At 71.0% G+C, this 20,978-nt stretch carries 20 protein-coding genes; 1 reads left to right on the top strand and 19 read right to left on the bottom strand.

The window, feature by feature from the left end; translation table 11 throughout:
* Positions 1 to 24: 24 nt before the first annotated feature.
* The 9 genes from OHS81_RS30795 to pyrR form a co-directional block, all read right to left on the bottom strand.
* Positions 25 to 348 (bottom strand): integration host factor, encoded by a 324-nt coding sequence (locus OHS81_RS30795; RefSeq protein WP_006607450.1) that lies wholly within the window; start codon positions 346 to 348, stop codon positions 25 to 27.
* Between the two features lie 215 nt (positions 349 to 563).
* Positions 564 to 1,400 (bottom strand): orotidine-5'-phosphate decarboxylase, encoded by an 837-nt coding sequence (pyrF, locus tag OHS81_RS30790; protein ID WP_328388637.1) that lies wholly within the window; start codon positions 1,398 to 1,400, stop codon positions 564 to 566.
* Positions 1,397 to 2,506, bottom strand: coding sequence for a quinone-dependent dihydroorotate dehydrogenase (locus OHS81_RS30785; protein ID WP_328388635.1), 1,110 nt, complete (start codon positions 2,504 to 2,506; stop codon positions 1,397 to 1,399). The genes pyrF and OHS81_RS30785 overlap by 4 nt, the downstream gene beginning before the upstream one ends.
* A gap of 80 nt (positions 2,507 to 2,586) precedes the next feature.
* Positions 2,587 to 5,898 carry a carbamoyl-phosphate synthase large subunit gene (gene carB, locus OHS81_RS30780; protein WP_328388633.1) on the bottom strand — a complete coding sequence of 1,104 codons (3,312 nt, stop codon included), beginning with the start codon at positions 5,896 to 5,898 and terminating at the stop codon, positions 2,587 to 2,589.
* Entirely contained in the window at positions 5,891 to 7,072 is a 1,182-nt protein-coding gene (gene carA, locus OHS81_RS30775; protein WP_328388631.1) for a glutamine-hydrolyzing carbamoyl-phosphate synthase small subunit, read from the bottom strand. The genes carB and carA overlap by 8 nt, the downstream gene beginning before the upstream one ends.
* Positions 7,069 to 7,665 (bottom strand): PH-like domain-containing protein, encoded by a 597-nt coding sequence (locus OHS81_RS30770; RefSeq protein WP_328388629.1) that lies wholly within the window; start codon positions 7,663 to 7,665, stop codon positions 7,069 to 7,071. Before OHS81_RS30770 ends, carA begins: the two co-directional genes overlap by 4 nt.
* Positions 7,662 to 8,948, bottom strand: coding sequence for a dihydroorotase (locus tag OHS81_RS30765; protein ID WP_328388627.1), 1,287 nt, complete (start codon positions 8,946 to 8,948; stop codon positions 7,662 to 7,664). Before OHS81_RS30765 ends, OHS81_RS30770 begins: the two co-directional genes overlap by 4 nt.
* A 2-nt stretch (positions 8,949 to 8,950) precedes the next feature.
* Positions 8,951 to 9,946 (bottom strand): aspartate carbamoyltransferase catalytic subunit, encoded by a 996-nt coding sequence (locus tag OHS81_RS30760; RefSeq protein WP_328388625.1) that lies wholly within the window; start codon positions 9,944 to 9,946, stop codon positions 8,951 to 8,953.
* 93 nt (positions 9,947 to 10,039) lie between these two features.
* Positions 10,040 to 10,630, bottom strand: a complete 591-nt coding sequence (gene pyrR / locus OHS81_RS30755; protein ID WP_328388623.1) for a bifunctional pyr operon transcriptional regulator/uracil phosphoribosyltransferase PyrR — start codon at positions 10,628 to 10,630, stop codon at positions 10,040 to 10,042.
* A gap of 221 nt (positions 10,631 to 10,851) precedes the next feature.
* Here pyrR and bldD point away from each other — a divergent pair, with 221 nt between their 5' ends.
* A complete protein-coding gene (bldD, locus tag OHS81_RS30750; RefSeq protein ID WP_030076442.1) occupies positions 10,852 to 11,352 on the top strand; it encodes a transcriptional regulator BldD in 501 nt (166 codons plus the stop codon).
* Positions 11,353 to 11,548: 196 nt separating this feature from the next.
* On the opposite strand, the gene nusB is transcribed toward bldD, so the two are convergent.
* The 10 genes from nusB to mltG all read right to left on the bottom strand — a co-directional run bounded on the left by nusB (position 11,549) and on the right by mltG (position 20,880).
* On the bottom strand, positions 11,549 to 11,980 hold the full coding sequence (gene nusB / locus OHS81_RS30745) for a transcription antitermination factor NusB (protein WP_328388620.1): 432 nt from the start codon (positions 11,978 to 11,980) through the stop codon (positions 11,549 to 11,551).
* Positions 11,981 to 11,982: 2 nt separating this feature from the next.
* Positions 11,983 to 12,549, bottom strand: coding sequence for an elongation factor P (gene efp, locus OHS81_RS30740; protein ID WP_030076436.1), 567 nt, complete (start codon positions 12,547 to 12,549; stop codon positions 11,983 to 11,985).
* A 66-nt stretch (positions 12,550 to 12,615) separates the two neighbouring features.
* On the bottom strand, positions 12,616 to 13,722 hold the full coding sequence (locus OHS81_RS30735; RefSeq protein ID WP_328388618.1) for an aminopeptidase P family protein: 1,107 nt from the start codon (positions 13,720 to 13,722) through the stop codon (positions 12,616 to 12,618).
* A 75-nt stretch (positions 13,723 to 13,797) separates the two neighbouring features.
* Positions 13,798 to 14,655, bottom strand: coding sequence for a Pro-rich N-terminal domain-containing protein (locus OHS81_RS30730; protein ID WP_328388616.1), 858 nt, complete (start codon positions 14,653 to 14,655; stop codon positions 13,798 to 13,800).
* A 296-nt stretch (positions 14,656 to 14,951) separates the two neighbouring features.
* Complete coding sequence (aroQ, locus tag OHS81_RS30725) at positions 14,952 to 15,404, bottom strand: type II 3-dehydroquinate dehydratase (RefSeq protein WP_328388614.1); 453 nt, start codon at positions 15,402 to 15,404, stop codon at positions 14,952 to 14,954.
* Positions 15,401 to 16,492: a 3-dehydroquinate synthase gene (gene aroB, locus OHS81_RS30720; protein WP_328388612.1), complete on the bottom strand. Its 1,092-nt coding sequence runs from the start codon at positions 16,490 to 16,492 to the stop codon at positions 15,401 to 15,403. Before aroB ends, aroQ begins: the two co-directional genes overlap by 4 nt.
* Positions 16,489 to 17,043: a shikimate kinase gene (locus OHS81_RS30715; protein WP_328388610.1), complete on the bottom strand. Its 555-nt coding sequence runs from the start codon at positions 17,041 to 17,043 to the stop codon at positions 16,489 to 16,491. The genes aroB and OHS81_RS30715 overlap by 4 nt, the downstream gene beginning before the upstream one ends.
* Complete coding sequence (gene aroC / locus OHS81_RS30710) at positions 17,040 to 18,224, bottom strand: chorismate synthase (protein ID WP_328388608.1); 1,185 nt, start codon at positions 18,222 to 18,224, stop codon at positions 17,040 to 17,042. The genes OHS81_RS30715 and aroC overlap by 4 nt, the downstream gene beginning before the upstream one ends.
* A gap of 143 nt (positions 18,225 to 18,367) precedes the next feature.
* A complete protein-coding gene (locus OHS81_RS30705; protein WP_328388606.1) occupies positions 18,368 to 19,195 on the bottom strand; it encodes a shikimate dehydrogenase in 828 nt (275 codons plus the stop codon).
* Entirely contained in the window at positions 19,192 to 20,880 is a 1,689-nt protein-coding gene (gene mltG / locus OHS81_RS30700) for an endolytic transglycosylase MltG (protein WP_328388604.1), read from the bottom strand. Before mltG ends, OHS81_RS30705 begins: the two co-directional genes overlap by 4 nt.
* Positions 20,881 to 20,978: the final 98 nt, after the last annotated feature.

Raw genomic sequence — 20,978 nt, 5'->3', positions numbered from 1 at the left:
AGCTTCCCGGTGATGCCGGAAAATTCAGGAAGCAGTGCTGCCGAACTCGCGCTCCAGCGACGCGATCTGGTTGGAGCCAAGACCCCGGACACGGCGGCTCTCGGAGATCCCGAGCCGTTCCATGATCTGCTTGGCGCGGACCTTGCCGACGCCCGGCAGGGACTCAAGGAGCGCGGAGACCTTCATCTTGCCGATGACGTCGTTCTCCTGGCCCTGTTTGATGACCTCATGGAGGGAAGCACCGGAGTGCTTGAGCCGATTCTTGACCTCGGCGCGCTCCCGGCGAGCCGCGGCGGCCTTCTCGAGCGCGGCTGCGCGCTGTTCAGGGGTAAGGGGCGGAAGAGCCACGCCTACGTCACCTCGGATGTCGAACTGTCGGATACGGACCGGTGTGGAACCTAGTCGCCCCGCACCTGCGGAGCAACGAGCAACGCGCTTACGCGCAGTGCTCTCGTCGGAGACTAGCGCCAGAGGGCGCCGGAGTCAGCGAGAACAAGCGAAAAGTCCTGGTCAGACTCTGCTGACCAGGACAATTCGGGACCAAAGTCCCCGTCGGAAGGCTCTCAATCGAGCGCGGTGCGCACTTCGCCGGCGAATCGGTCGGCCGCGGCGCGCAGCGCCGAGGTGTCCGGACCGTGCCGCAGCACCCCCCGGCTGACGCTCGGCACGACGTTGCGCACGGCGTCACCGAAGACCTTCGGGAGGTCGGCGGGGGTGGCGCCCTGGGCACCGATGCCGGGGGCGAGCAGCGGGCCGTTGATCGCCAGGTCGAACGAGGAGAGATCGCCGAGCGTGGCGCCGACGACCGCGCCGAAGGAGCCCAGCGGCTCGGCACCGGCGTTCTCGGCGGCGAGGTGGCCGAGCATGGTCGCGGCGAGCGTGCGGCCGTCCTCCCGCACCGCCCGCTGGACCTCGGCGCCCTCCGGGTTGGAGGTGAGGGCGAGGACGAAGAGTCCGGCGCCGCTCTCGCGTGCCAGGTCGACGGCCGGCTGCAGCGAGCCGTACCCGAGGTACGGGGAGACGGTCAGCGCGTCGGAGAACAGCGGCGAGTCCTTGCGCAGGTAGGTCTCCGCGTAGGCGGCCATGGTCGAGCCGATGTCGCCGCGCTTGGCGTCCATCAGCACCAGGGCCCCGCGCTCGCGCGCCTCCTCGACGGCGGTCTCCAGGACGGCGAGGCCGCGGGAGCCGAAGCGCTCGAAGAACGCGGATTGTGGCTTGAAGAGTGCGACCGTCTCGCCCAGGGCCTCCACGACGGTCCGGGTGAACCGCGCCAGACCCGCGACATCGTCGTTCAGGCCCCAGTCGGCCAGCAGCGAGGCGTGCGGGTCGATGCCGACGCAGAGCGGGCCGCGCTCGTCCATGGCGCGGCGCAGGCGGGTTCCAAAGGCTTCCCTGGTCATGCGGTCACCTTCTTGTGCTCGGCGCCGACGGCGTCGGCGAGCGTGGCGTACGGGCTGTTGCGCAGGCGGGCGGCGAGACCCTTGTGGATCGCGCGGCACCAGAACGGGCCCTGGTAGATGAAGGCGCTGTAGCCCTGGACCAGGGTGGCGCCGGCCAGGATGCGCTGCCAGGCGTCCTCGGCGTTCTCGATGCCGCCCACCCCGATGAGGGTGGTCGTGTCGCCGACGCGGGCGTAGAGGCGGCGCAGCACCTCCAGGGAGCGCTCCTTGACGGGCGCGCCGGACAGCCCGCCGGTCTCGGCGGTCAGCTTCGGGTCGGAGGTCAGGCCCAGGCCCTCGCGGGCGATGGTGGTGTTGGTGGCGATGATCCCGTCCAGACCCAGCTCGACGGCCAGATCGGCGACCGCGTCCACGTCCGCGTCGGCGAGATCGGGGGCGATCTTGACCAGCAGGGGGACCCGGCGGCCGGTGACCGTCCGGTCGGCGGCCTCCCGGACGGCCGTCAGCAGCGGGCGCAGATGGTCGACGGCCTGGAGGTTGCGCAGCCCCGGGGTGTTCGGGGAGGAGACATTGACGACCAGGTAGTCGGCGTGCCGGGCAAGCCGCTCGGTGGAGGTGACGTAGTCGGCGACGGCTTCGTCCTCCGGTACGACCTTGGTCTTGCCGATGTTGACGCCGACGGTGGCCGGGAAGACGGGGTTGCGGGCGGCCAGACGGGCCGCCACGGACGCGGAGCCGTCGTTGTTGAACCCCATCCGGTTGATCAGCGCGCGGTCCGCCACGAGCCGGAACAGGCGCTTCTTGGGGTTGCCGGGCTGCGGCTGGGCGGTGACCGTGCCGATCTCGACGTGGTCGAAGCCGAGCATGGTCATCCCGTCGATCGCGACGGCGTTCTTGTCGAAGCCGGCGGCCAGGCCGAAGGGGCCGTGCATCCGGCGGCCCAGGGCCTCGGTGCGCAGCTCACGGTAGCGGGGCGCGAGGGCGGCTGCCACGAAGGTGCGCAGCACGGGGAGGCGCACGGCCAGCTGGATCCAGCGGAAGGCCAGGTGGTGGGCCTGCTCGGGGTCCATGCGCTTGAAGATCAGGTGGAAGAAGAGGCGGTACATCGTCGGGTGGGCCTTCCGGGGTGAGGAGTGCGAGGGCTCATGAAGAGGGGGACACCGCGTCGGTGTCCCCCTCCTGGCCGCTACTCCTCGCGGGCCGCGGTGAGATGTTCGGCGTGTTCCTGGAGGGAACGCACCCCCACGTCGCCGCGGGACATCGCCTCGATGCCCTGGACCGCGGCGGCCAGCGCCTGGACCGTGGTCAGGCAGGGCACGGCGCGGGCCACCGCCGCGGTACGGATGTCGTAGCCGTCGAGCCGGCCACCTGTCCCGTAGGGGGTGTTGACGATCAGGTCGACCTGGCCGTCGTGGATGAGCTGGACGATGGTCTTCTCACCGTCCGGACCCTCGCCCTCGGACTGCTTGCGCACCACCGTGGCGTTGATGCCGTTGCGGCGCAGCACCTCGGCGGTGCCGGAGGTGGCGAGCAGTTCGAAGCCGTGCGCGACCAGCTCACGGGCCGGGAAGATCATCGAGCGCTTGTCGCGGTTGGCGACGGAGACGAACGCCCGGCCCTTGGTGGGCAGGGCCCCGTAGGCGCCGGACTGCGACTTGGCGTAGGCGGTGCCGAAGACCGAGTCGATGCCCATGACCTCGCCGGTGGAGCGCATCTCCGGGCCGAGAACGGTGTCCACACCGCGGCCGTGGATGTCGCGGAACCGCGACCAGGGCATCACGGCTTCCTTCACCGAGATCGGCGCGTCCAGCGGCAGGGTGCCGCCGTCGCCCGTCCTGGGCAGCATGCCCTCGGCACGCAGCTCGGCGATGGTGGCGCCCAGCGAGATCCGGGCGGCGGCCTTGGCCAGCGGCACGGCGGTGGCCTTCGAGGTGAAGGGAACCGTACGGGAGGCGCGGGGGTTCGCCTCCAGGACGTAGAGGATGTCGCCGGCCATCGCGAACTGGATGTTGATCAGTCCGCGGACGCCGACGCCCTTGGCGATGGCCTCCGTCGAGGTGCGCAGCCGCTTGATGTCGTAGCCGCCGAGCGTGATCGGGGGCAGGGCACAGGCGGAGTCGCCGGAGTGGATGCCGGCCTCCTCGATGTGCTCCATGACGCCGCCGAGGTAGAGCTCGTGGCCGTCGTAGAGCGCGTCGACGTCGATCTCGATGGCGTCGTCGAGGAACCGGTCGATGAGGACCGGGTGCCGGTCGATCAGGCCGGCGTGGCGGGTGAGGTACTCGCCGAGCGACGGCTCGTCGTAGACGATCTCCATACCGCGGCCGCCGAGCACGTAGGACGGGCGGACCATGACCGGGTAGCCGATCTCGGCGGCGATCCGCCGGGCCTCGTCGAAGGAGAAGGCGGTGCCGTACTTGGGCGCGGGCAGTCCGGCCTCGGTGAGCACCCGGCCGAAGGCGCCTCGCTCCTCGGCGAGGTCGATCGCCTCGGGCGAGGTGCCGACGATCGGCACGCCGTTGTCCTTGAGCGCCTGCGCCAGGCCCAGCGGGGTCTGGCCGCCGAGCTGGACGATGACGCCGGCGACCGGTCCTGCCTGGGTCTCGGCGTGCACGATCTCCAGCACGTCTTCCAGCGTCAGCGGCTCGAAGTACAGGCGGTCGGAGGTGTCGTAGTCCGTCGAGACGGTCTCCGGGTTGCAGTTGACCATCACGGTCTCGTAGCCGGCGTCGCTGAGCGCGAACGAGGCGTGGACGCAGGAGTAGTCGAACTCGATGCCCTGGCCGATGCGGTTGGGGCCGGAGCCGAGGATGATCACGGCCGGCTTCTCGCGGGGCGCGACCTCGGTCTCCTCGTCGTAGGAGGAGTAGAAGTACGGGGTCTTCGCGGCGAATTCGGCGGCGCAGGTGTCGACCGTCTTGTAGACCGGGCGGACACCGAGGGCGTGCCGGACCTCGCGGACGACGTCCTCGCGCAGCCCGCGGATCGCGGCGATCTGGGCGTCGGAGAAGCCGTAGCGCTTTGCGTCCGCAAGGATCTCAGGGTGGAGCTTTTCGGCGGCCGCGATCTCGTCGGCGATCTCCTTGACGAGGAAGAGCTGGTCGACGAACCAGGGGTCGATCTTCGTGGCGTCGAAGACCTCCTGGGGCGTGGCGCCGGCCCGGATCGCCTCCATGACGGTGTTGATCCGGCCGTCGGTGGGGACCTGGGCCTTCTCCAGCAGCGCGGCCTTCTCGCCCGGCTCGGTCAGGAAGTCGAACTGGCTGCCCTTCTTCTCCAGCGAACGCAGGGCCTTGTTCAGTGCCTCGGGGAAGTTGCGGCCGATGGCCATGGCCTCGCCGACCGACTTCATGGTCGTGGTGAGCGTGGCATCGGCGGCCGGGAACTTCTCGAAGGCGAACCGCGGCACCTTGACGACGACATAGTCGAGGGTCGGCTCGAAGGAGGCCGGGGTCTTCTCGGTGATGTCGTTGGGGATCTCGTCGAGGGTGTAGCCGACGGCGAGCCGGGCGGCGATCTTCGCGATCGGGAAGCCGGTGGCCTTGGAGGCCAGCGCCGAGGAGCGCGAGACGCGCGGGTTCATCTCGATGACGATGACCCGGCCGTCCTCCGGGTTGACCGCGAACTGGATGTTGCAGCCGCCGGTGTCGACGCCGACCTCGCGGATGACGGCGATGCCGATGTCCCGCAGGGTCTGGTACTCGCGGTCGGTGAGCGTCATCGCCGGGGCGACGGTGATCGAGTCACCGGTGTGCACACCCATCGGGTCGAAGTTCTCGATGGAGCAGACGACCACGACGTTGTCGTTCTTGTCGCGCATCAGCTCCAGCTCGTACTCCTTCCAGCCGAGGATGGACTCCTCCAGAAGGACCTCGGTGGTCGGCGAGAGCGTCAGGCCCTGGCCGGCGATCCGGCGCAGCTCCTCCTCGTCGTGCGCGAAGCCGGAGCCGGCGCCGCCCATGGTGAAGGAGGGGCGGACGACGACGGGGTAGCCGCCGAGCTCGTCGACGCCCGCGAGGACGTCGTCCATGGAGTGGCAGATGACCGAGCGGGCGGACTCACCGTGGCCGATCTTGGCGTGGACCGCCTCGACGACGTCCTTGAACAGGTCGCGGTCCTCACCCTTGTTGATCGCCTCGACATTGGCGCCGATCAGCTCGACGCCGTACTTGTCGAGGGTGCCGGACTCGTGCAGCGAGATCGCGGTGTTCAGCGCCGTCTGGCCGCCCAGGGTGGGCAGCAGGGCGTCCGGGCGCTCCTTGGCGATGATCTTCTCGACGAAGTCCGGGGTGATCGGCTCGACATAGGTGGCGTCGGCGATCTCCGGGTCGGTCATGATCGTCGCCGGGTTGGAGTTCACCAGGATGACGCGCAGGCCCTCGGCCTTGAGGATGCGGCACGCCTGGGTACCGGAGTAGTCGAACTCGGCGGCCTGGCCGATGACGATCGGGCCGGAGCCGATGACCAGGACGGACTGGATATCGGTGCGCTTAGGCACGCTGGCCCTCCATCAGGGATACGAAGCGGTCGAAAAGGTACGCGGCGTCGTGCGGACCCGCGGCGGCTTCGGGGTGGTACTGGACACTGAAGGCCGGCTGGTCGAGGAGGTGCAGGCCCTCCACCACGTTGTCGTTGAGGCAGACGTGGGAGACCTCGGCGCGGCCGAAGGGGGTGTCGGAGACGGTGTCGAGCGGGGCGTCGACGGCGAATCCGTGGTTGTGCGCGGTGACCTCGACCTTGCCGGTCGTGCGGTCCTGCACCGGCTGGTTGATGCCGCGGTGCCCGTACTTGAGCTTGAACGTGCCGAAGCCCAGCGCGCGGCCCAGGATCTGGTTGCCGAAGCAGATGCCGAACAGCGGCGTCTTGCGCTCCAGGACGCCCTGCATCACGGAGACCGGGTGGTCGGCGGTGGCCGGGTCGCCGGGGCCGTTGGAGAAGAACACGCCGTCGGGGTTCACGGCGTAGACGTCCTCGACGGTGGCGGTGGCCGGCAGGACGTGCACCTCGATGCCGCGCTCGGCCATCCGGTGCGGGGTCATGCCCTTGATGCCCAGGTCGATCGCGGCGACGGTGAACTTCGCAGCGCCGATCGGGACGGCTCCGCCGTCGGGGCCGATCGCCGGGACGACGTAGGACTCCTTGGTGGCGACCTGCGTGGACAGGTCGGCGCCCTGCATCTCGGGGGCCTGGCGGACCTTGGCCAGCATCGTGCCCTCGTCGGGCAGCGCGTCGCCGGAGAAGATGCCGACCCGCATGGCACCGCGCTCGCGCAGGTGGCGGGTCAGGGCACGGGTGTCGACGCCGCTGATGCCGACGACGCCCTGGGCGACCAGTTCGTCGTCGAGGGAGCGCACCGAGCGCCAGTTGGACGGGATACGGGCGGGGTCGCGGACGACGTAGCCGGCCACCCAGATCCGCTGCGACTCGGAGTCCTCGTCGTTCACCCCGGTGTTGCCGATGTGCGGGGCGGTCATGACGACGACCTGGCGGTGGTAGGACGGGTCGGTCAGCGTCTCCTGGTAGCCGGTCATGCCGGTGGAGAACACCGCCTCGCCGAAGGTCTCCCCCACGGCCCCGTAGGCGCGGCCGCGGAAGGAGCGGCCGTCCTCCAGGACGAGTACGGCGGGGAGCCCCCTTGTGCCGTGGGCGGTGCCCCTGGTGGAGGTCGTCATCGTGCGCCTTCCGTTTCGGTGTGCTCGGTGGTGCTGGTGGTGTGCTCGGTGGTGCTCAGCCGGTTGACGGCCTCGACCCAGGCCGGGTGCGTGTCCGCCCGGTCGGCGCGGAAGCCGGAGTCGAGCTGCCGGCCGCCGTGCTCCCAGGTGACGATCAGCAGGCCGCCCTCGGTCAGGACCTTGCCGGCGATGCCCTTGTCGAGGCGGGCGCCGCGCAGCGCGGTGGCCGGCACGAAGAAGTCCGCCGCGCCCGGCCGTACGACGTCCAGTCCCCGGTCGGTCAGGGTCAGCTCGGCGCGGCTACGGGTCCCCAGGCCGCGCGCCACGATCCGGTCGAGCCACTGCCCGGCGGTGGTGGAGCCGTGATAGCGGCCCGACAGGGTCAGCAGCGGGGCGCCGGGGTCGTCGGGCGCGGACGGCAGCTCGGGCAGATCGCCCTGGAGCGTGCCACGCCACTTCCAGCCCTGGCGCATCAGCCAGTAGACGAAGGCGACGAAGACCAGCAGGCCGGCGACCCAGCCGATCCGTGCGGCCCAGTCGGTGACCGGAGCGGAGTGCTGCGCCGCGGCCACGGTGCTCAGTGGAGGTGTCACGCCAGCTTCCCGTCGACGACCGTTGCCCGGCCCCGCAGGAAGGTGTGGGTGACACGCCCCGGCAGCTCACGGCCCTCGTAGGGGGTGTTGCGGCTGCGGGAGGCGAAGCCCGCGGGGTCCACCTCTCCACGGTAAGCGGAGTCGAGCAGCATGAGGTTGGCGGGCTCACCAGCCGAGACGGGACGGCCGTGGCCCTCCAGGCGGCCGATGTGCGCCGGGCGGAACGACATCCGGTCGGCGACGCCGGCCCAGTCCAGCAGCCCGCTGTCGACCATCGTGTGCTGGACGACGGAGAGCGCGGTCTCCAGGCCGACCATGCCCATGGCCGCCGCGCCCCACTCGCAGTCCTTGTCCTCGTGCGGGTGCGGGGCGTGGTCGGTGGCGACACAGTCGATCGTGCCGTCGGCGAGCGCTTCGCGCAGCGCCAGCACGTCGGCCTCGGTGCGCAGCGGCGGGTTCACCTTGTAGACGGGGTTGTAGCTGCGGACCAGTTCGTCGGTGAGCAGCAGGTGGTGCGGGGTGACCTCGGCGGTGACGTTCCAGCCCTTGGACTTCGCCCAGCGGACGATCTCGACCGAGCCGGCCGTGGACAGGTGGCAGATGTGCACCCGGGAGCCGACGTGCGCGGCGAGCAGCACATCGCGGGCGATGATCGACTCCTCGGCGACCGCGGGCCAGCCGCCCAGGCCCAGCTCGGCGGAGACGATGCCCTCGTTCATCTGGGCGCCCTCGGTGAGCCGGGGCTCCTGGGCGTGCTGGGCGACGACTCCGTCGAAGGCCTTCACGTACTCCAGGGCGCGCCGCATGATCACGGCGTCGTCCACGCACTTGCCGTCGTCGGAGAAGACCCGGACACCGGCCGCGGAGTCGTGCATCGCGCCGAGCTCGGCGAGCTTCTTGCCCTCCAGGCCGACGGTGACCGCACCGACCGGCTGGACGTCGCAGTAGCCGGACTCCTTGCCCAGCCGCCAGACCTGCTCGACGACGCCGGCGGTGTCCGCGACGGGGAAGGTGTTGGCCATGGCGTGGACGGCGGTGAAGCCGCCGACGGCGGCCGCCTTGGTGCCGGTCAGCACGGTCTCGGAGTCCTCGCGGCCCGGCTCGCGCAGATGGGTGTGCAGGTCGACCAGGCCCGGCAGCAGGATCTTGTCGTCGGCCTCGATGACCTGCGCGCCCTCGGCGCTCAGCCCGCTCCCGACCTCCGCGATGATCTCGCCGTCGATCAGCACGTCCTGCGGTTCGCCACCGAGGATCTTCGCGCCGCGAATCAGGGTCTTGCTCATGGTTACTTGCTCTCCTCGGTGCGAATGCTGGTGCCGTTGCCGGCGGTCAGGGCGGGCTCGTTGCCGCCCAGAAGCAGATAGAGGACGGCCATCCGGATGCTGACCCCGTTGGCGACCTGTTCGACGGCGGTGCAGCGGGGCGAGTCGGCGACCTGGGCGGTGATCTCCATGCCGCGGTTCATCGGGCCGGGGTGCATCACGATCGCGTGCTCGGGCATCCGGGCCATCCGGTCGCCGTCGAGGCCGTAGCGCCGCGCGTACTCCCGCTCGGTCGGGAAGAACGCCGCGTTCATCCGCTCGCGCTGGACGCGCAGCATCATCACCGCGTCGGACTTGGCGAGCACGGCGTCGAGGTCGTAGGAGACCTCGCAGGGCCACTGCTCCACCCCGATCGGTACCAGCGTCGGCGGCGCGACCAGGGTGACCTCGGCGCCGAGGGTGGTCAGCAGGTGGACGTTGGAGCGGGCGACCCGGCTGTGCAGGATGTCGCCGACGACGGTGATGCGGCGGCCGGCGAGGTCCTGGCCCAGGCCCGCGTCGGCGCCGACGAGCCGGCGGCGCATCGTGAAGGCGTCGAGCAGCGCCTGGGTGGGGTGTTCATGGGTGCCGTCACCGGCGTTGACCACGGAGCCGCCGATCCAGCCGGAGGTCGCCAGGCGGTGCGGGGCGCCGGAGTCGTGGTGCCGGATGACGACGGCGTCCGCGCCCATCGCCTCCAGGGTGAGGGCGGTGTCCTTGAGCGACTCGCCCTTGGAGACCGACGAGCCCTTGGCGGAGAAGTTGATGACATCGGCGGAGAGGCGCTTGGCCGCGGCCTCGAAGGAGATGCGGGTGCGCGTCGAGTCCTCGAAGAAGAGGTTGACGACGGTGCGTCCGCGCAGGGTGGGGAGCTTCTTGATCGGCCGGTCGGCGACCCGGGCCATCTCCTCGGCGGTGTCGAGGATCAGGACGGCGTCGTCGCGCGTGAGATCGGCGGCCGAGATGAGGTGACGCTTCATCCGGTTTTCTCCGTGAGTGAAGGAGGTGTACGGGAATATCCGTCGAGCGGGCATGCCTGCGGACCCGGGGTCACCGGGTCCGTGCGCGGTGCGCTATCGCTCGCCGGCCGGGGCGGGGTGCTTCACGCCGAGCAGCACGGCGTCCCGGCCGTCCTCCTCGGTGAGCTGGACCTTGACCGTCTCCCGCAGCGACGTGGGGAGGTTCTTGCCTACGTAGTCGGCACGGATCGGCAGTTCGCGGTGGCCGCGGTCGACGAGGACCGCCAGCTGTACGGCGCGCGGCCGTCCGATGTCGCCCAGCGCGTCCAGCGCGGCGCGGATGGTGCGTCCGGAGAAGAGCACGTCGTCGACGAGCAGGACGACGCGTCCTTCGATGCCGTCGGCGGGGATGTCCGTGCGGGCGAGCGTGCGGGCCGGGCCCAGGCGCAGGTCGTCGCGGTACATCGTGATGTCGAGCGAGCCGACCGGGACCGTGCGGCCGGTGATCTCTTCGAGCTTGGCGGCGAGCCGCCGGGCGAGGAAGACGCCGCGGGTGGGGATCCCCAGGAGCACCACATCGTCCGCGCCCTTGGCGCGCTCGACGATCTCGTGGGCGATACGGGTGAGCATCCGCGCGATGTCCGGGCCTTCGAGCACCGGGCGTGCGGGGAGCTGAGCCGTCGTGTCGGAACTGCTTGCGTCCATATGAAACGGACCTCCTTCTCCGCCTCACGGGACGGACCTTAAAGGACGTCGGAATTACGCAGCCCAGGCTATCAGGGCCCCTCACAGGAGCGGTCCGCACCCCTGACGGGTGAGGGTCTGCCCCGTTCCGCTTGACGAAGTCAGATTACGCTGCGTAACCTCACAGTGAGTTACCAGCCCGCGGCGGAGCCGCATGTCGATACAGCCGTCTGGGGAGTTTTATGTCCAGCGAATACGCCAAACAGCTCGGGGCCAAGCTCCGCGCCATCCGCACCCAGCAGGGCCTTTCTCTCCACGGCGTCGAGGAGAAGTCCCAGGGCCGCTGGAAGGCCGTGGTGGTGGGTTCGTACGAGCGCGGCGACCGTGCCGTGACCGTGCAGCGCCTTGCCGAGCTGGCGGACTTCTACGGCGTTCCGGTGCAGGAACTGCTGCCGGGGACGACACCGGGCGGAGCGGCCGAGCCGCCGCCGAAGCTGGTGCTCGACCTGGAGCGCCTGGCCCATGTCCCGCAGGAGAAGGCCGGCCCGCTGCAGCGCTACGCCGCCACCATCCAGAGCCAGCGCGGTGACTACAACGGCAAGGTCCTCTCGATCCGCCAGGACGACCTGCGCACCCTCGCGGTCATCTACGACCAGTCGCCCTCGGTGCTGACCGAGCAGCTGATCAGCTGGGGCGTGCTGGATGCGGAAGCGCGCCGTGCCGTGCAGCACGACGAGCTCTGATCCACCGCACCACCTGCAGAAACGTGCCGCCGCTCCGGGCCTCCGGGGCGGCGGCTTCTGTGTACCGGCGCACGGACGGCGCACACGGCGCGCGGACAGTGCGCCAGGAGAGCCCCCGTACGGCCTTCTGCGGGCATGCGAAGGGCCCGGAGCACCGCCCTTCGCTCCGGGCCCGTTCACACGCTCTGCCGACCGCCTACGCCTCGCGCCGCAGGCTCGGCTTCAGCTCCTTGAACCGGCCGAGGAGGCCGTTGACGAAGGCCGGGGAATCGTCCGTGGAGAACTCCCTGGCGAGCTGCACGGCTTCGTCGATCGCCACCGCGTCCGGTGTGTCGTCCACCCAGAGCAGCTCATAGGCGCCGAGCCGCAGGATGCTGCGGTCGGCCGCGGGCATCCGGTCCAGGTCCCAGTCGACCGCGTAGGTGGAGATCAGCTCGTCGATCCGGGCGACATGGTCCGCGTACCCCTCGACCAACTGCAGGGTGTATTCGTTCACCGGCGGCTGCCGGGGGTCGGTCCGGGCGTGCCGCATCCAGTCCGCGAGCACGGACTGCACATCGGCACCGCGCTGGTCGGCCTCGAAGAGTATCTGGAAGGCGCGCTTACGGGCCTTGGTGCGGGCAGCCACGGTTAGCTGTTCACCCGGCCGAGGTAGTCGCCGGTGCGGGTGTCGACCTTGATCTTCTCGCCCTCGGTGATGAAGAGCGGCACCTGGATCTCGTAGCCGGTCTCCAGCGTGGCGGGCTTGGAGCCGCCGGTGGAGCGGTCGCCCTGGACGCCGGGCTCGGTGTGCTGGATGACGAGCTCGACGGCGGCCGGCAGCTCGACGTAGAGCACCTCGCCCTCGTGCTGCGCCACGACGGCCTCGAAGCCCTCGAGGAGGAAGTTCGCGGCGTCACCGACGGCCTTGCGGTCGACCATCAGCTGGTCGTAGGTGTCCATGTCCATGAAGACGAAGTACTCGCCGTCCATGTACGAGAACTGCATCCCGCGCTTGTCGACAGTGGCCGTCTCGACCTTCACGCCGGCGTTGAAGGTCTTGTCCACCACCTTGCCGGAGAGCACGTTCTTCAGCTTGGTGCGGACGAAGGCCGGGCCCTTACCGGGCTTGACGTGCTGGAACTCGACGACGGACCAGAGCTGGCCCCCTTCGAGCTTGAGCACCAGGCCGTTCTTGAGGTCGTTCGTGGAAGCCACGGTTGCGGAATCTCCTGGACTGCAGGTGGTGGGTACCTCGGGGCCGTACGCCGCAAGCCGTGGGGCTCACAGCGCGAGCAGCTCCTTGGTCGTGATCGTGAGTAGCTCGGGTCCGCCGTCCGCCTCGGGGCGGACGACGAGTGTGTCGTCGATCCGGACACCCCCACGGCCCGGGATGTGAACCCCCGGCTCGACGGTGACCGGCACGCAAGCGTCCAGTTTACCCATGGCGGCAGGGGACAATTGAGGGTCCTCGTCGATTTCGAGCCCCACACCGTGCCCGGTCCATGCTCCCAGCCGCTCCCCGTACCCCGCGGCGTCCAGCACATGGCGGGTCACCCGGTCCACCTCGCGGCACTCCACACCCGGCGCTAGTGCCTCGCGCCCGGCCCGCTGGGCTGCGAAAACGAGATCGTACAGTTCGATCTGCCAGTCCGAGGGCGTGGTGCCGATGACGAAGGTCCGGCCGATCTCACAGCGGTAGCCGCGGTAATTGGCGCCCAGGCAGACACTGAGGAAGTCACCCTCCTCGACCCGTCGGTCGGTGGGCAGATGCCCGGGGCGGCCGGCGTTCGGGCCGGTCGCGACGGAGGTGGGGAAGGCCGGGCCGTCCGCGCCGTGGTCCACCAGCCGGCGCTCCAGTTCCAGTGCCAGATGCCGCTCGGTGCGGCCGACCAGGATCGATTCCAGCAGTTCCCCCAGGGCCTGGTCGGCGATCTCCGCGGCGATCCGCAGACAGGCGATCTCGTCGTCGTCCTTCACCAGCCGCTGCCCCTCGACGGCGCAGGCCAGGTCGGTCAGCCGCAGCCGGGGCGCGACCTGGGAGAGCGCACGGTGCCGGGTGACGGTGAGGTGGTGCTCCTCGACGGCCAGGGTGTCCGCGCCGGCCGTCGCGGCGAGGTCGGCGCCGGCCACCACCGGGTCGCCGCCACGGGTCGGCAGCACCGACACCCGTATGTCATCGGCCGGCCGGCCCTCGGCGGGATCACCGCTCAGCGGCCTGCCGCACAGCAGCACCTCGTCGGCCGGGCCCAGCAGCAGCGCGGCGCCGGGCGGCGCGCAGCCGGTGAGGTAGCGGACGTTCGCGGGGCGCGAGATCAGTGCGGCGGCACTTCCGGCCCCGGCTACGCGGTCGCGCAGCCGCGTGCGTCGGGCCGCGTGCAACTCGGACATATCACGAGCGTACGGCGGCTCCCCCGGGGCGGCCGGTCGAGCGGGGCCGCCCGGGGGACCGGGCGGCCGCGGCCGCTACCAGCTCGGCGGGCTGGCGATGCTGCGGGCGACGACGTCGTCCAGCACCCGTACCGTCGTGGCGACGTCGTGCTGGGAGTTGTCGATGATCGGCAGGCCGGAGCCGTACCATCCGGCCATCCGTCCGTGGATCCTCGCCACCTCTTCGTCGGACAGCCGGCGGTTGCCGGTGCGCCGGGCGTTGCGCTCCAGGACGATCTCCAGGCCGGGCAGCAGCACGATCGGCAGCAGGCCGGGTCCTACATGGCGCTTCCAGCCGCCCAGACCGATGACCGGCCGGTCGGGGAAGACGGCGTCGTCGAGGATGCAGGAGATGCCGTTGGCAAGGAAGTTGCGGGCCGCGAAACCGCAGGTGCGGCGGGCGAGGCGGTACTGCGCCTCGGAATGGTCGTTCCAGCCGGCCTGCGGGTCGGCGAAACCGGACCGGACCCATTCGCGGACGTCGTCGAGGCTGATGTGCGCGGTCGGCACCCGCCGGGTGTCGGCCCAGTGACGCGCCACGCTGGTCTTGCCGGCCCCGGCAGGGCCGATGAGCAGCACCGCGACGGCCGCATGCGCGGCGTCCGGCGCCGTGGTGTCGGTGGGCGGGCTGGGCAGCGGCACCGGGGCGCCCGGGGGCAGCTGGACATGGCCGGTGAGGTCCGTGCCGTGCGGCACGGTCGGGGCCTGCCGGTGCGCGGGCCCGTGCCCGCCCTGACCGGGGGCGGGCTGCTGCGCGGGCGGAGGCGGGGCGGCCGGGGCCGACGGCGAGGTGGGCGGGGTGTGCTGTCCCGGGTGGGGCGTCCAGTTCATGGCGGCGCCGGGTGATGCCTGCCCGTGGGGCGGTGGCAGCGGAGCCCCCACTGCATAGTGCATCCGGTGGCTCTCCGTCTCGTGCGGTCGACTCGTGCAGTCGAAGTGGTGCGGTGCTCCTCCGGCTCACGCCCGATGGGGTGCCCCCAGGCACCGGGGCTCGGCTGCCCCGTGCGTCTGTCGGTCACCAACCCGGCGGCCCGGAGGGGCCGTTGTGCCCCACGGCCGTCGGCGTGGGTGGGTGCTGCTGCGAACGGTACCCTCCCGGACGCGGCAGGGAGCGCCCGCTGCCCCCGGCGCTCGGTGCGGGAACGGCCGGGGGCGGGGAAAGGCGCCCTCCAGAGGGCGTCCGGGGGGCGTCAGCCGTTCAGTTCCTCGGCCAGCGCACGGAGCGCGAGGCGGTAGGAGCCGATGCCGAAGCCGGCGACCGTGCCGCTGGCGACGGCCGCGATGACCGAGTGGTGGCGGAACTCCTCGCGGGCGTACGGGTTCGAGATGTGCACCTCGATCAGCGGGGCGGTGCGCTGGGCGGCCGCGTCCCGCATGGCGTACGAGTAGTGCGTGAAGGCACCCGGGTTGATGACGACCGGGAGCGATCCGTCGGCGGCCTCGTGCAGCCAGCGGATCATCTCGGCCTCGTCGTTGGTCTCCCGGACCTCGGCCTCGAAGCCCAGCTCCTTGCCGAGCCTGGCGCACTCCTGGACCAGTCCGGCGTAGGAGGTGGCGCCGTAGACCTCGGGCTCACGGGAGCCCAGCCGGCCGAGGTTGGGCCCGTTGAGGACGAGCACCCGCCGGTTCGTCGTGCCACTCATGCCGCGATCTCCGCGTGTGCGGCGAGCAGCATGGCCGGGTCCGGGCCCTCCAGGACGGTCGGCTTGGCGAGGCCGTCCAGGACGATGAAGCGCAGCCGGTCGCCGCGGGACTTCTTGTCGACCTTCATCGTCTCCAGCAGCTTGGGCCACTGGTCGCCGCGGTAGGTCAGCGGCAGTCCGACGGACTCCAGCACGGAGCGGTGCCGGTCGGCGGTGGCGTCGTCCAGGCGGCCGGCGATCCGGCCGAGCTCGGCGGCGAAGACCATACCGACGGAGACGGCCGCGCCGTGCCGCCAGTTGTAGCGCTCGTTCTTCTCGATGGCGTGCGCGAGGGTGTGGCCGTAGTTGAGGATTTCGCGCAGGCCGGACTCCTTGAGGTCCGCGGAGACGACCTCGGCCTTGACCCGGATGGCCCGCTCGATCAGCTCGGCGGTGTGCGCACCGTCCGGGCGCTTGGCGCCCTCCGGGTCCGACTCGATCAGGTCGAGGATCGCCGGGTCGGCGATGAAGCCGGCCTTGATGACCTCGGCCAGACCGGAGACGTAGTCGTTGACCGGCAGCGAGTCCAGCGCGGCCAGGTCGCAGAGCACCCCGGCCGGCGGGTGGAAGGCGCCGACGAGGTTCTTGCCCTCGGCGGTGTTGATGCCGGTCTTGCCGCCGACCGCCGCGTCCACCATGCCCAGCACCGTCGTCGGCACCGCGATCCAGCGGACCCCGCGCAGCCAGGTCGCGGCGACGAAGCCGGCCAGGTCGGTGGTGGCGCCGCCGCCGACGCCGACGATCACATCGCTGCGGGTGAAGCCGGACTGTCCGAGCGCCTTCCAGCAGTACGCCGCGACCTCGGCGGTCTTGGACTCCTCGGCGTTCGGCAGCTGGATGGCGATCGCCTCGTAGCCCTGGGAGGCCAGGTCCTCGCGCAGCGCCTCGCCGGTGGCGGCCAGCGCCTCCGGGTGCAGCACCGCCACCCGCTTCGCGCTCTCACCGATCAGGCCCGCGAGTTCGCCGAGCAGCTGCCGCCCGACAAGCACCTCGTACGGATCGGTGCCCGCCGTGCCGCCGACCTGGATACGGGTGGCCTGCTCCGTCATGCCTGTTCCTCCCTGTGGGCGGCCCGCGGGCTCCCCGCGGCCTGCCGTAGCTCCAAAGCGTCCAGGATCGCCTCGGCGACCTGCTCGGGGGTGTGCTCCCCCGTTTCGATCACGGCACGCGCGGCCGCGGTGTACAGCGGGCGGCGGTGCTCCATCAGCTCGCGCCACTGCTTGCGGGGGTTGACGGCCAGCAGCGGGCGGGGCGCGTCCAGGCCCACCCGCTTGACGGCGTCGGCGAGTTGTACGTCCAGGAAGACCACCGGCAGCCCGGTCAGCAGCGTGCGGGTGCCGTCGTCCAGGATCGCGCCGCCGCCGAGCGAGAGCACCCCGGGGTGACTCTCCAGCGCCTCGCGCACCGCCGTCCGCTCCAGTTCGCGGAAGTACGGCTCGCCCTCGTCGATGAAGATCTCGGCGATCGGCCGGCCGGCCGTGGCGACGATATCGGCGTCGGTGTCCCGGTAGCCGACGTCCAGCCGCTCGGCCAGCAGCGCGCCCACCGTCGACTTGCCGGCCCCGGGCGGGCCGATCAGCACGACGACCGGCGACGTCATCGGATCGCCAGGTGGTCGAGGTAGGTCTGCACATTGCGGCGGGTCTCCGGCACGCTGTCGCCGCCGAACTTCTCCACCACCGCGTCCGCCAGGACCAGGGCCACCATCGCCTCGGCGACGATGCCCGCGGCCGGCACGGCGCAGACGTCCGAGCGCTGGTGGTGCGCCTTGGCCGCCTCACCGGTGCTCACGTCGATGGTCGCCAGCGCCTTCGGCACCGTCGCGATCGGCTTCATCGCGGCACGCACCCGCAGCAGCTCGCCGGTGGTCAGCCCGCCCTCGGTGCCACCGGAGCGGCCCGAGCTGCGCTTGATGCCGTCGTCGGTCGAGACGATCTCGTCGTGGGCCTTCGAGCCGGGCACCCGGGCCAGGTCGAAGCCGTCGCCGACCTCGACACCCTTGATCGCCTGGATGCCCATGAGCGCGGCGGCCAGCCGGGCGTCCAGGCGCCGGTCCCAGTGCACATGGGAGCCCAGGCCCACCGGTACGCCGTACGCCAGCACCTCGACCACACCGCCGAGGGTGTCGCCGTCCTTGTGGGCCTGGTCGATCTCGGCGACCATCGCCTTGCTCGCGTCCGCGTCCAGGCAGCGCACCGGGTCGGCATCCAGCCGCTCGACGTCGGAGGGCTTCGGGTAGACCCCGTACGGGGCCTTGGCCGCGGCCAGCTCAACGACGTGCGAGACGATCTCGATACCGGCCGTCTCCTTGAGGAAGGAGCGGGCCACCGCGCCCAGGGCGACCCGGGCGGCGGTCTCGCGGGCGGAGGCGCGCTCCAGGATCGGGCGGGCCTCGTCGAAGCCGTACTTCTGCATACCGGCGAGGTCGGCGTGGCCGGGGCGGGGACGGGTCAGCGGTGCGTTACGGGCGAGTGCGGCCAGCTCCTCCGGGTCCACCGGGTCGGCCGCCATCACCTGCTCCCACTTGGGCCACTCGGTGTTGCCGACCATCACGGCCACCGGCGAGCCCAGCGACAGGCCGTGCCGCACCCCGCCCAGGAACGTGACCTCGTCCTGCTCGAACTTCATCCGGGCACCGCGGCCATAGCCGAGCCGGCGCCGGGCCAGGGCGTCCGCCACCAGCTCCGTGGTGATCGGGACTCCGGCCGGAAGGCCTTCCAGCGTCGCCACGAGTGCGGGGCCGTGCGACTCCCCCGCCGTCAGCCAGCGCAACCTGCTCAACGGTGCTCCTCATGTACTGCTCATCCGCGTACGGTCTTCCCCCCCGATCCTCCCACGTCGCGGGCGGGGGGCGGCGCCCAGTCCAGGGGGCGGACCGGGCACGCGCGGACAGCGGGGAACCGGGGCGGGCCGGACCGGGCGGGTCAGCGGGCGGCGAGCGCCGCCTCCCCGGCCTTGCGCATCGCGGCCAGGGGCGCCGGGGACCGCCCCGTCATCTGCTCCACCTGCAGTACGGCCTGGTGGACCAGCAGGTCGAGACCGCCCACCACGGCGCCGCCGCGGGCGGCCCAGGCGGTGGCCAGCGTCGTCGGCCAGGGCTCGTACAGGACGTCGAAGAGCGTGCCGGGCCGGTCGGGGACGGCGGCGGCGAGCGCGTCGGTGGTGCCCGCCGGGGTGGTCGCGATGGTCAGCGGCGCCTCGAAGGCCGCCGCGGCGTCCTCCCAGGCGGCGGTGCGGACCGTGACGCCCAGCCGCTCGCCCCAGCCGCGCATCTCGTCGGCGCGTGCCCGGCTGCGGACGTATGCGGTGACCTCACCGGTGCAGATACGGGAGAGCGCGGCGAGCGCCGAGGAGGCGGTGGCGCCCGCGCCCAGCACCGACGCCTGCTCGACCTGCCGCACCCCGCGTTCGCGCAGCGCGGCGAGCATGCCGGGGATGTCGGTGTTGTCGCCCAGGCGGCGCCCGTCGGCGGCGAGGACGACGGTGTTCACCGCCTCGACCGAGGACGCCGTCGGGCTGACCTCGTCGAGCAGCGGGATCACCGCCCGCTTGAGCGGCATGGTCAGCGAGAGACCCGCCCAGGTGGCGTCCAGGCGCTCCATGAAGGCGGGCAGCGCCGCTTCGTCGACCTCGTGGCGGTCGTACGTCCACTCGCTCAGCCCCAGTTCCCGGTAGGCGGCGCGGTGCAGCACCGGCGAGAGGGAGTGGGCAATCGGAGAGCCGAGGACCGCGGCTCGGCGTGTGGCGCTCATTGCTTGTTTTTCTCTTGTTCCTTTTCGTAGATGCGCCGGTTGCGCTCGTGCTCTTCGTTCGTCTCGGCGAACAGCGTCTTTTCCGGGTTGATCGAGACGAAGTAGTACCAGTTGCCCTTGGCCGGGGCGATGGCCGACTTGAGCGCCACTTCACCCGGGTTGCCGATCGGGCCCGGCGGCAGTCCCTTGAACTTGTAGGTGTTGTAGGGATCGTTGAAATTCCGCAGGTTGTCGACGGAGCCGGTGTCCAGCGTGCTCTGGGATTTCGCGTAATTCACCGTCGAGTCGAAGTCCAGCAGGCCGTACGTCTCGGTGTTGTTCGGCTTGAGTCGGTTGTAGACGACGCGCGCGACCTTGACGAAGTCATGCTTGTACTTGCCTTCGGCCTGCGTGAGGCTGGCGACGGTCAGCAGCTGCATCGGCGAGTCGAGCTTGAGCCGGCGGGCTTTCCCTTCCAGGTCGTACCTCGTGTACACCTGGTTCGCCCTCGCCACCATCTGCTTGAGGACCGCGGCCGGCTTCACCTTTCCGCCGACGCTGTAGGTCGACGGGTAGAGGAATCCCTCCAGCGGGTCCTTTATCTTCGGCGAGTCATTGGCCCACGACGGCAGCCCGAGGCTCTTGACGTCGCTCTTCGCCACGCCCTTGGTCGTGCCCGCCTTGAGGTGCAGCTTTTGGTCGATGAGCTTGTAGACGTCGCCGGCCCGCAGCCCCTCACGGATCGTGAGGCCGTTACGGCTCTTGGGATCCAGCATCAGGTCGATGGCCGCGGCGCCCGACATCTGCTTGCGCAGCGTGTACGTCCCCGGCTGCATGCTGTTCGCCTTCTGGTTCTCACCGGCCGCCTCGGTGAAGGCTCCGGGGCTCTTGACGACGCCCTCGCGCTGAAGGATCTGGCCCATTTCCGAGAGCGTCGAACCGTCCGGAATGTCGACCTGGATCTCGCCGGACCCCTCCCCCTCGTAGTCGGGGGCCGAGCCGAAGTGGGCCATGAAGAAGTCATAGCCGAAGTAGCCGACCGCGCCCACGGCTCCGGCGAAGACCAGCGCGACGACCAGGCAGGCGGTGCCGCTGCGCCGCTTGTTCTTCTTGTTGCGGCGCTCGCGGCCGGCCCGGCGCGCCTCGCGCGGGTCGTTGTCGTCGTGGTCGCCGTCCCCGCCGTCGCCCGCGAAGAACGCATGCTCCGGCTCCGGCTCGCGGGGCTCCGGCTCGGCCCGCCAGTCGTCACCGGGACCGTCGCCGTCCTCGTAGTGCGGCTGCGGCTCCGGCTGCTGCGGATACTGCGGGCTCTGCTGCTGCGGATGCGGCGCCTGCTGGTACTGCTGCTGTTGCTGCTGCATCTGCTGCTGTTGCGCCTGCTGCTGCAGATGCTGCGGCTGTGGCGGCGGATAGGCGTCGGGGGTGGCGTAGTAGTCGGGGCTCGTCCCGCTGTACGGGTCGACCGGCGGCTGCTGCCCGTAGGGGTCGTACGGGTCGTACGGCAGCTGCCCGCCCTGCGTACCGCCCCAGCCGCCGTTGTACTGCTGCTCGGCATACGGGTCGGCGTGCTGCTGGGGATACCGGGCGGCCTGCTGTCCGTCCCACTGGGGCTGCTGCGCCTGGCCTCTGGAGGCACCCTGCTCACCGTAGAGCGGGTCCTCGGGATGCCACGGTTCGGAGCCGTAGCCCCGGCCATACTCGGTCATCGATCCCCTAGAGCCGAGAGGCGGTGTGCTCCGGACCGGCAGCGCGCTTGCTGAATCCGACCCGCCTCTACTTGCACGCGCGGCTGTTCGAACGCCGC

This window comes from Streptomyces sp. NBC_00400 (genome assembly GCF_036048035.1).
GTDB lineage: Bacteria > Actinomycetota > Actinomycetes > Streptomycetales > Streptomycetaceae > Streptomyces.
This window is presented reverse-complemented; position numbering and strand designations above follow the sequence as displayed.

Bases quoted from the DNA above. Each gene is read 5' to 3' on its own strand.
- OHS81_RS30760 (WP_328388625.1), bottom strand. From the start codon at position 9,946: ATGAAGCGTCACCTCATCTCGGCCGCCGATCTCACGCGCGACGACGCC.
- OHS81_RS30730 (WP_328388616.1), bottom strand. From the start codon at position 14,655: ATGCACTATGCAGTGGGGGCTCCGCTGCCACCGCCCCACGGGCAGGCA.
- aroB (WP_328388612.1), bottom strand. From the start codon at position 16,492: ATGACGGAGCAGGCCACCCGTATCCAGGTCGGCGGCACGGCGGGCACC.
- aroQ (WP_328388614.1), bottom strand. From the start codon at position 15,404: ATGAGTGGCACGACGAACCGGCGGGTGCTCGTCCTCAACGGGCCCAAC.
- carA (WP_328388631.1), bottom strand. From the start codon at position 7,072: ATGACGACCTCCACCAGGGGCACCGCCCACGGCACAAGGGGGCTCCCC.
- OHS81_RS30765 (WP_328388627.1), bottom strand. From the start codon at position 8,948: ATGAGCAAGACCCTGATTCGCGGCGCGAAGATCCTCGGTGGCGAACCG.
- OHS81_RS30705 (WP_328388606.1), bottom strand. From the start codon at position 19,195: ATGAGCGCCACACGCCGAGCCGCGGTCCTCGGCTCTCCGATTGCCCAC.
- OHS81_RS30785 (WP_328388635.1), bottom strand. From the start codon at position 2,506: ATGTACCGCCTCTTCTTCCACCTGATCTTCAAGCGCATGGACCCCGAG.
- OHS81_RS30735 (WP_328388618.1), bottom strand. From the start codon at position 13,722: ATGTCCGAGTTGCACGCGGCCCGACGCACGCGGCTGCGCGACCGCGTA.
- OHS81_RS30715 (WP_328388610.1), bottom strand. From the start codon at position 17,043: ATGACGTCGCCGGTCGTCGTGCTGATCGGCCCGCCCGGGGCCGGCAAG.
- bldD (WP_030076442.1), top strand. From the start codon at position 10,852: ATGTCCAGCGAATACGCCAAACAGCTCGGGGCCAAGCTCCGCGCCATC.
- pyrR (WP_328388623.1), bottom strand. From the start codon at position 10,630: ATGGACGCAAGCAGTTCCGACACGACGGCTCAGCTCCCCGCACGCCCG.
- mltG (WP_328388604.1), bottom strand. From the start codon at position 20,880: ATGACCGAGTATGGCCGGGGCTACGGCTCCGAACCGTGGCATCCCGAG.
- pyrF (WP_328388637.1), bottom strand. From the start codon at position 1,400: ATGACCAGGGAAGCCTTTGGAACCCGCCTGCGCCGCGCCATGGACGAG.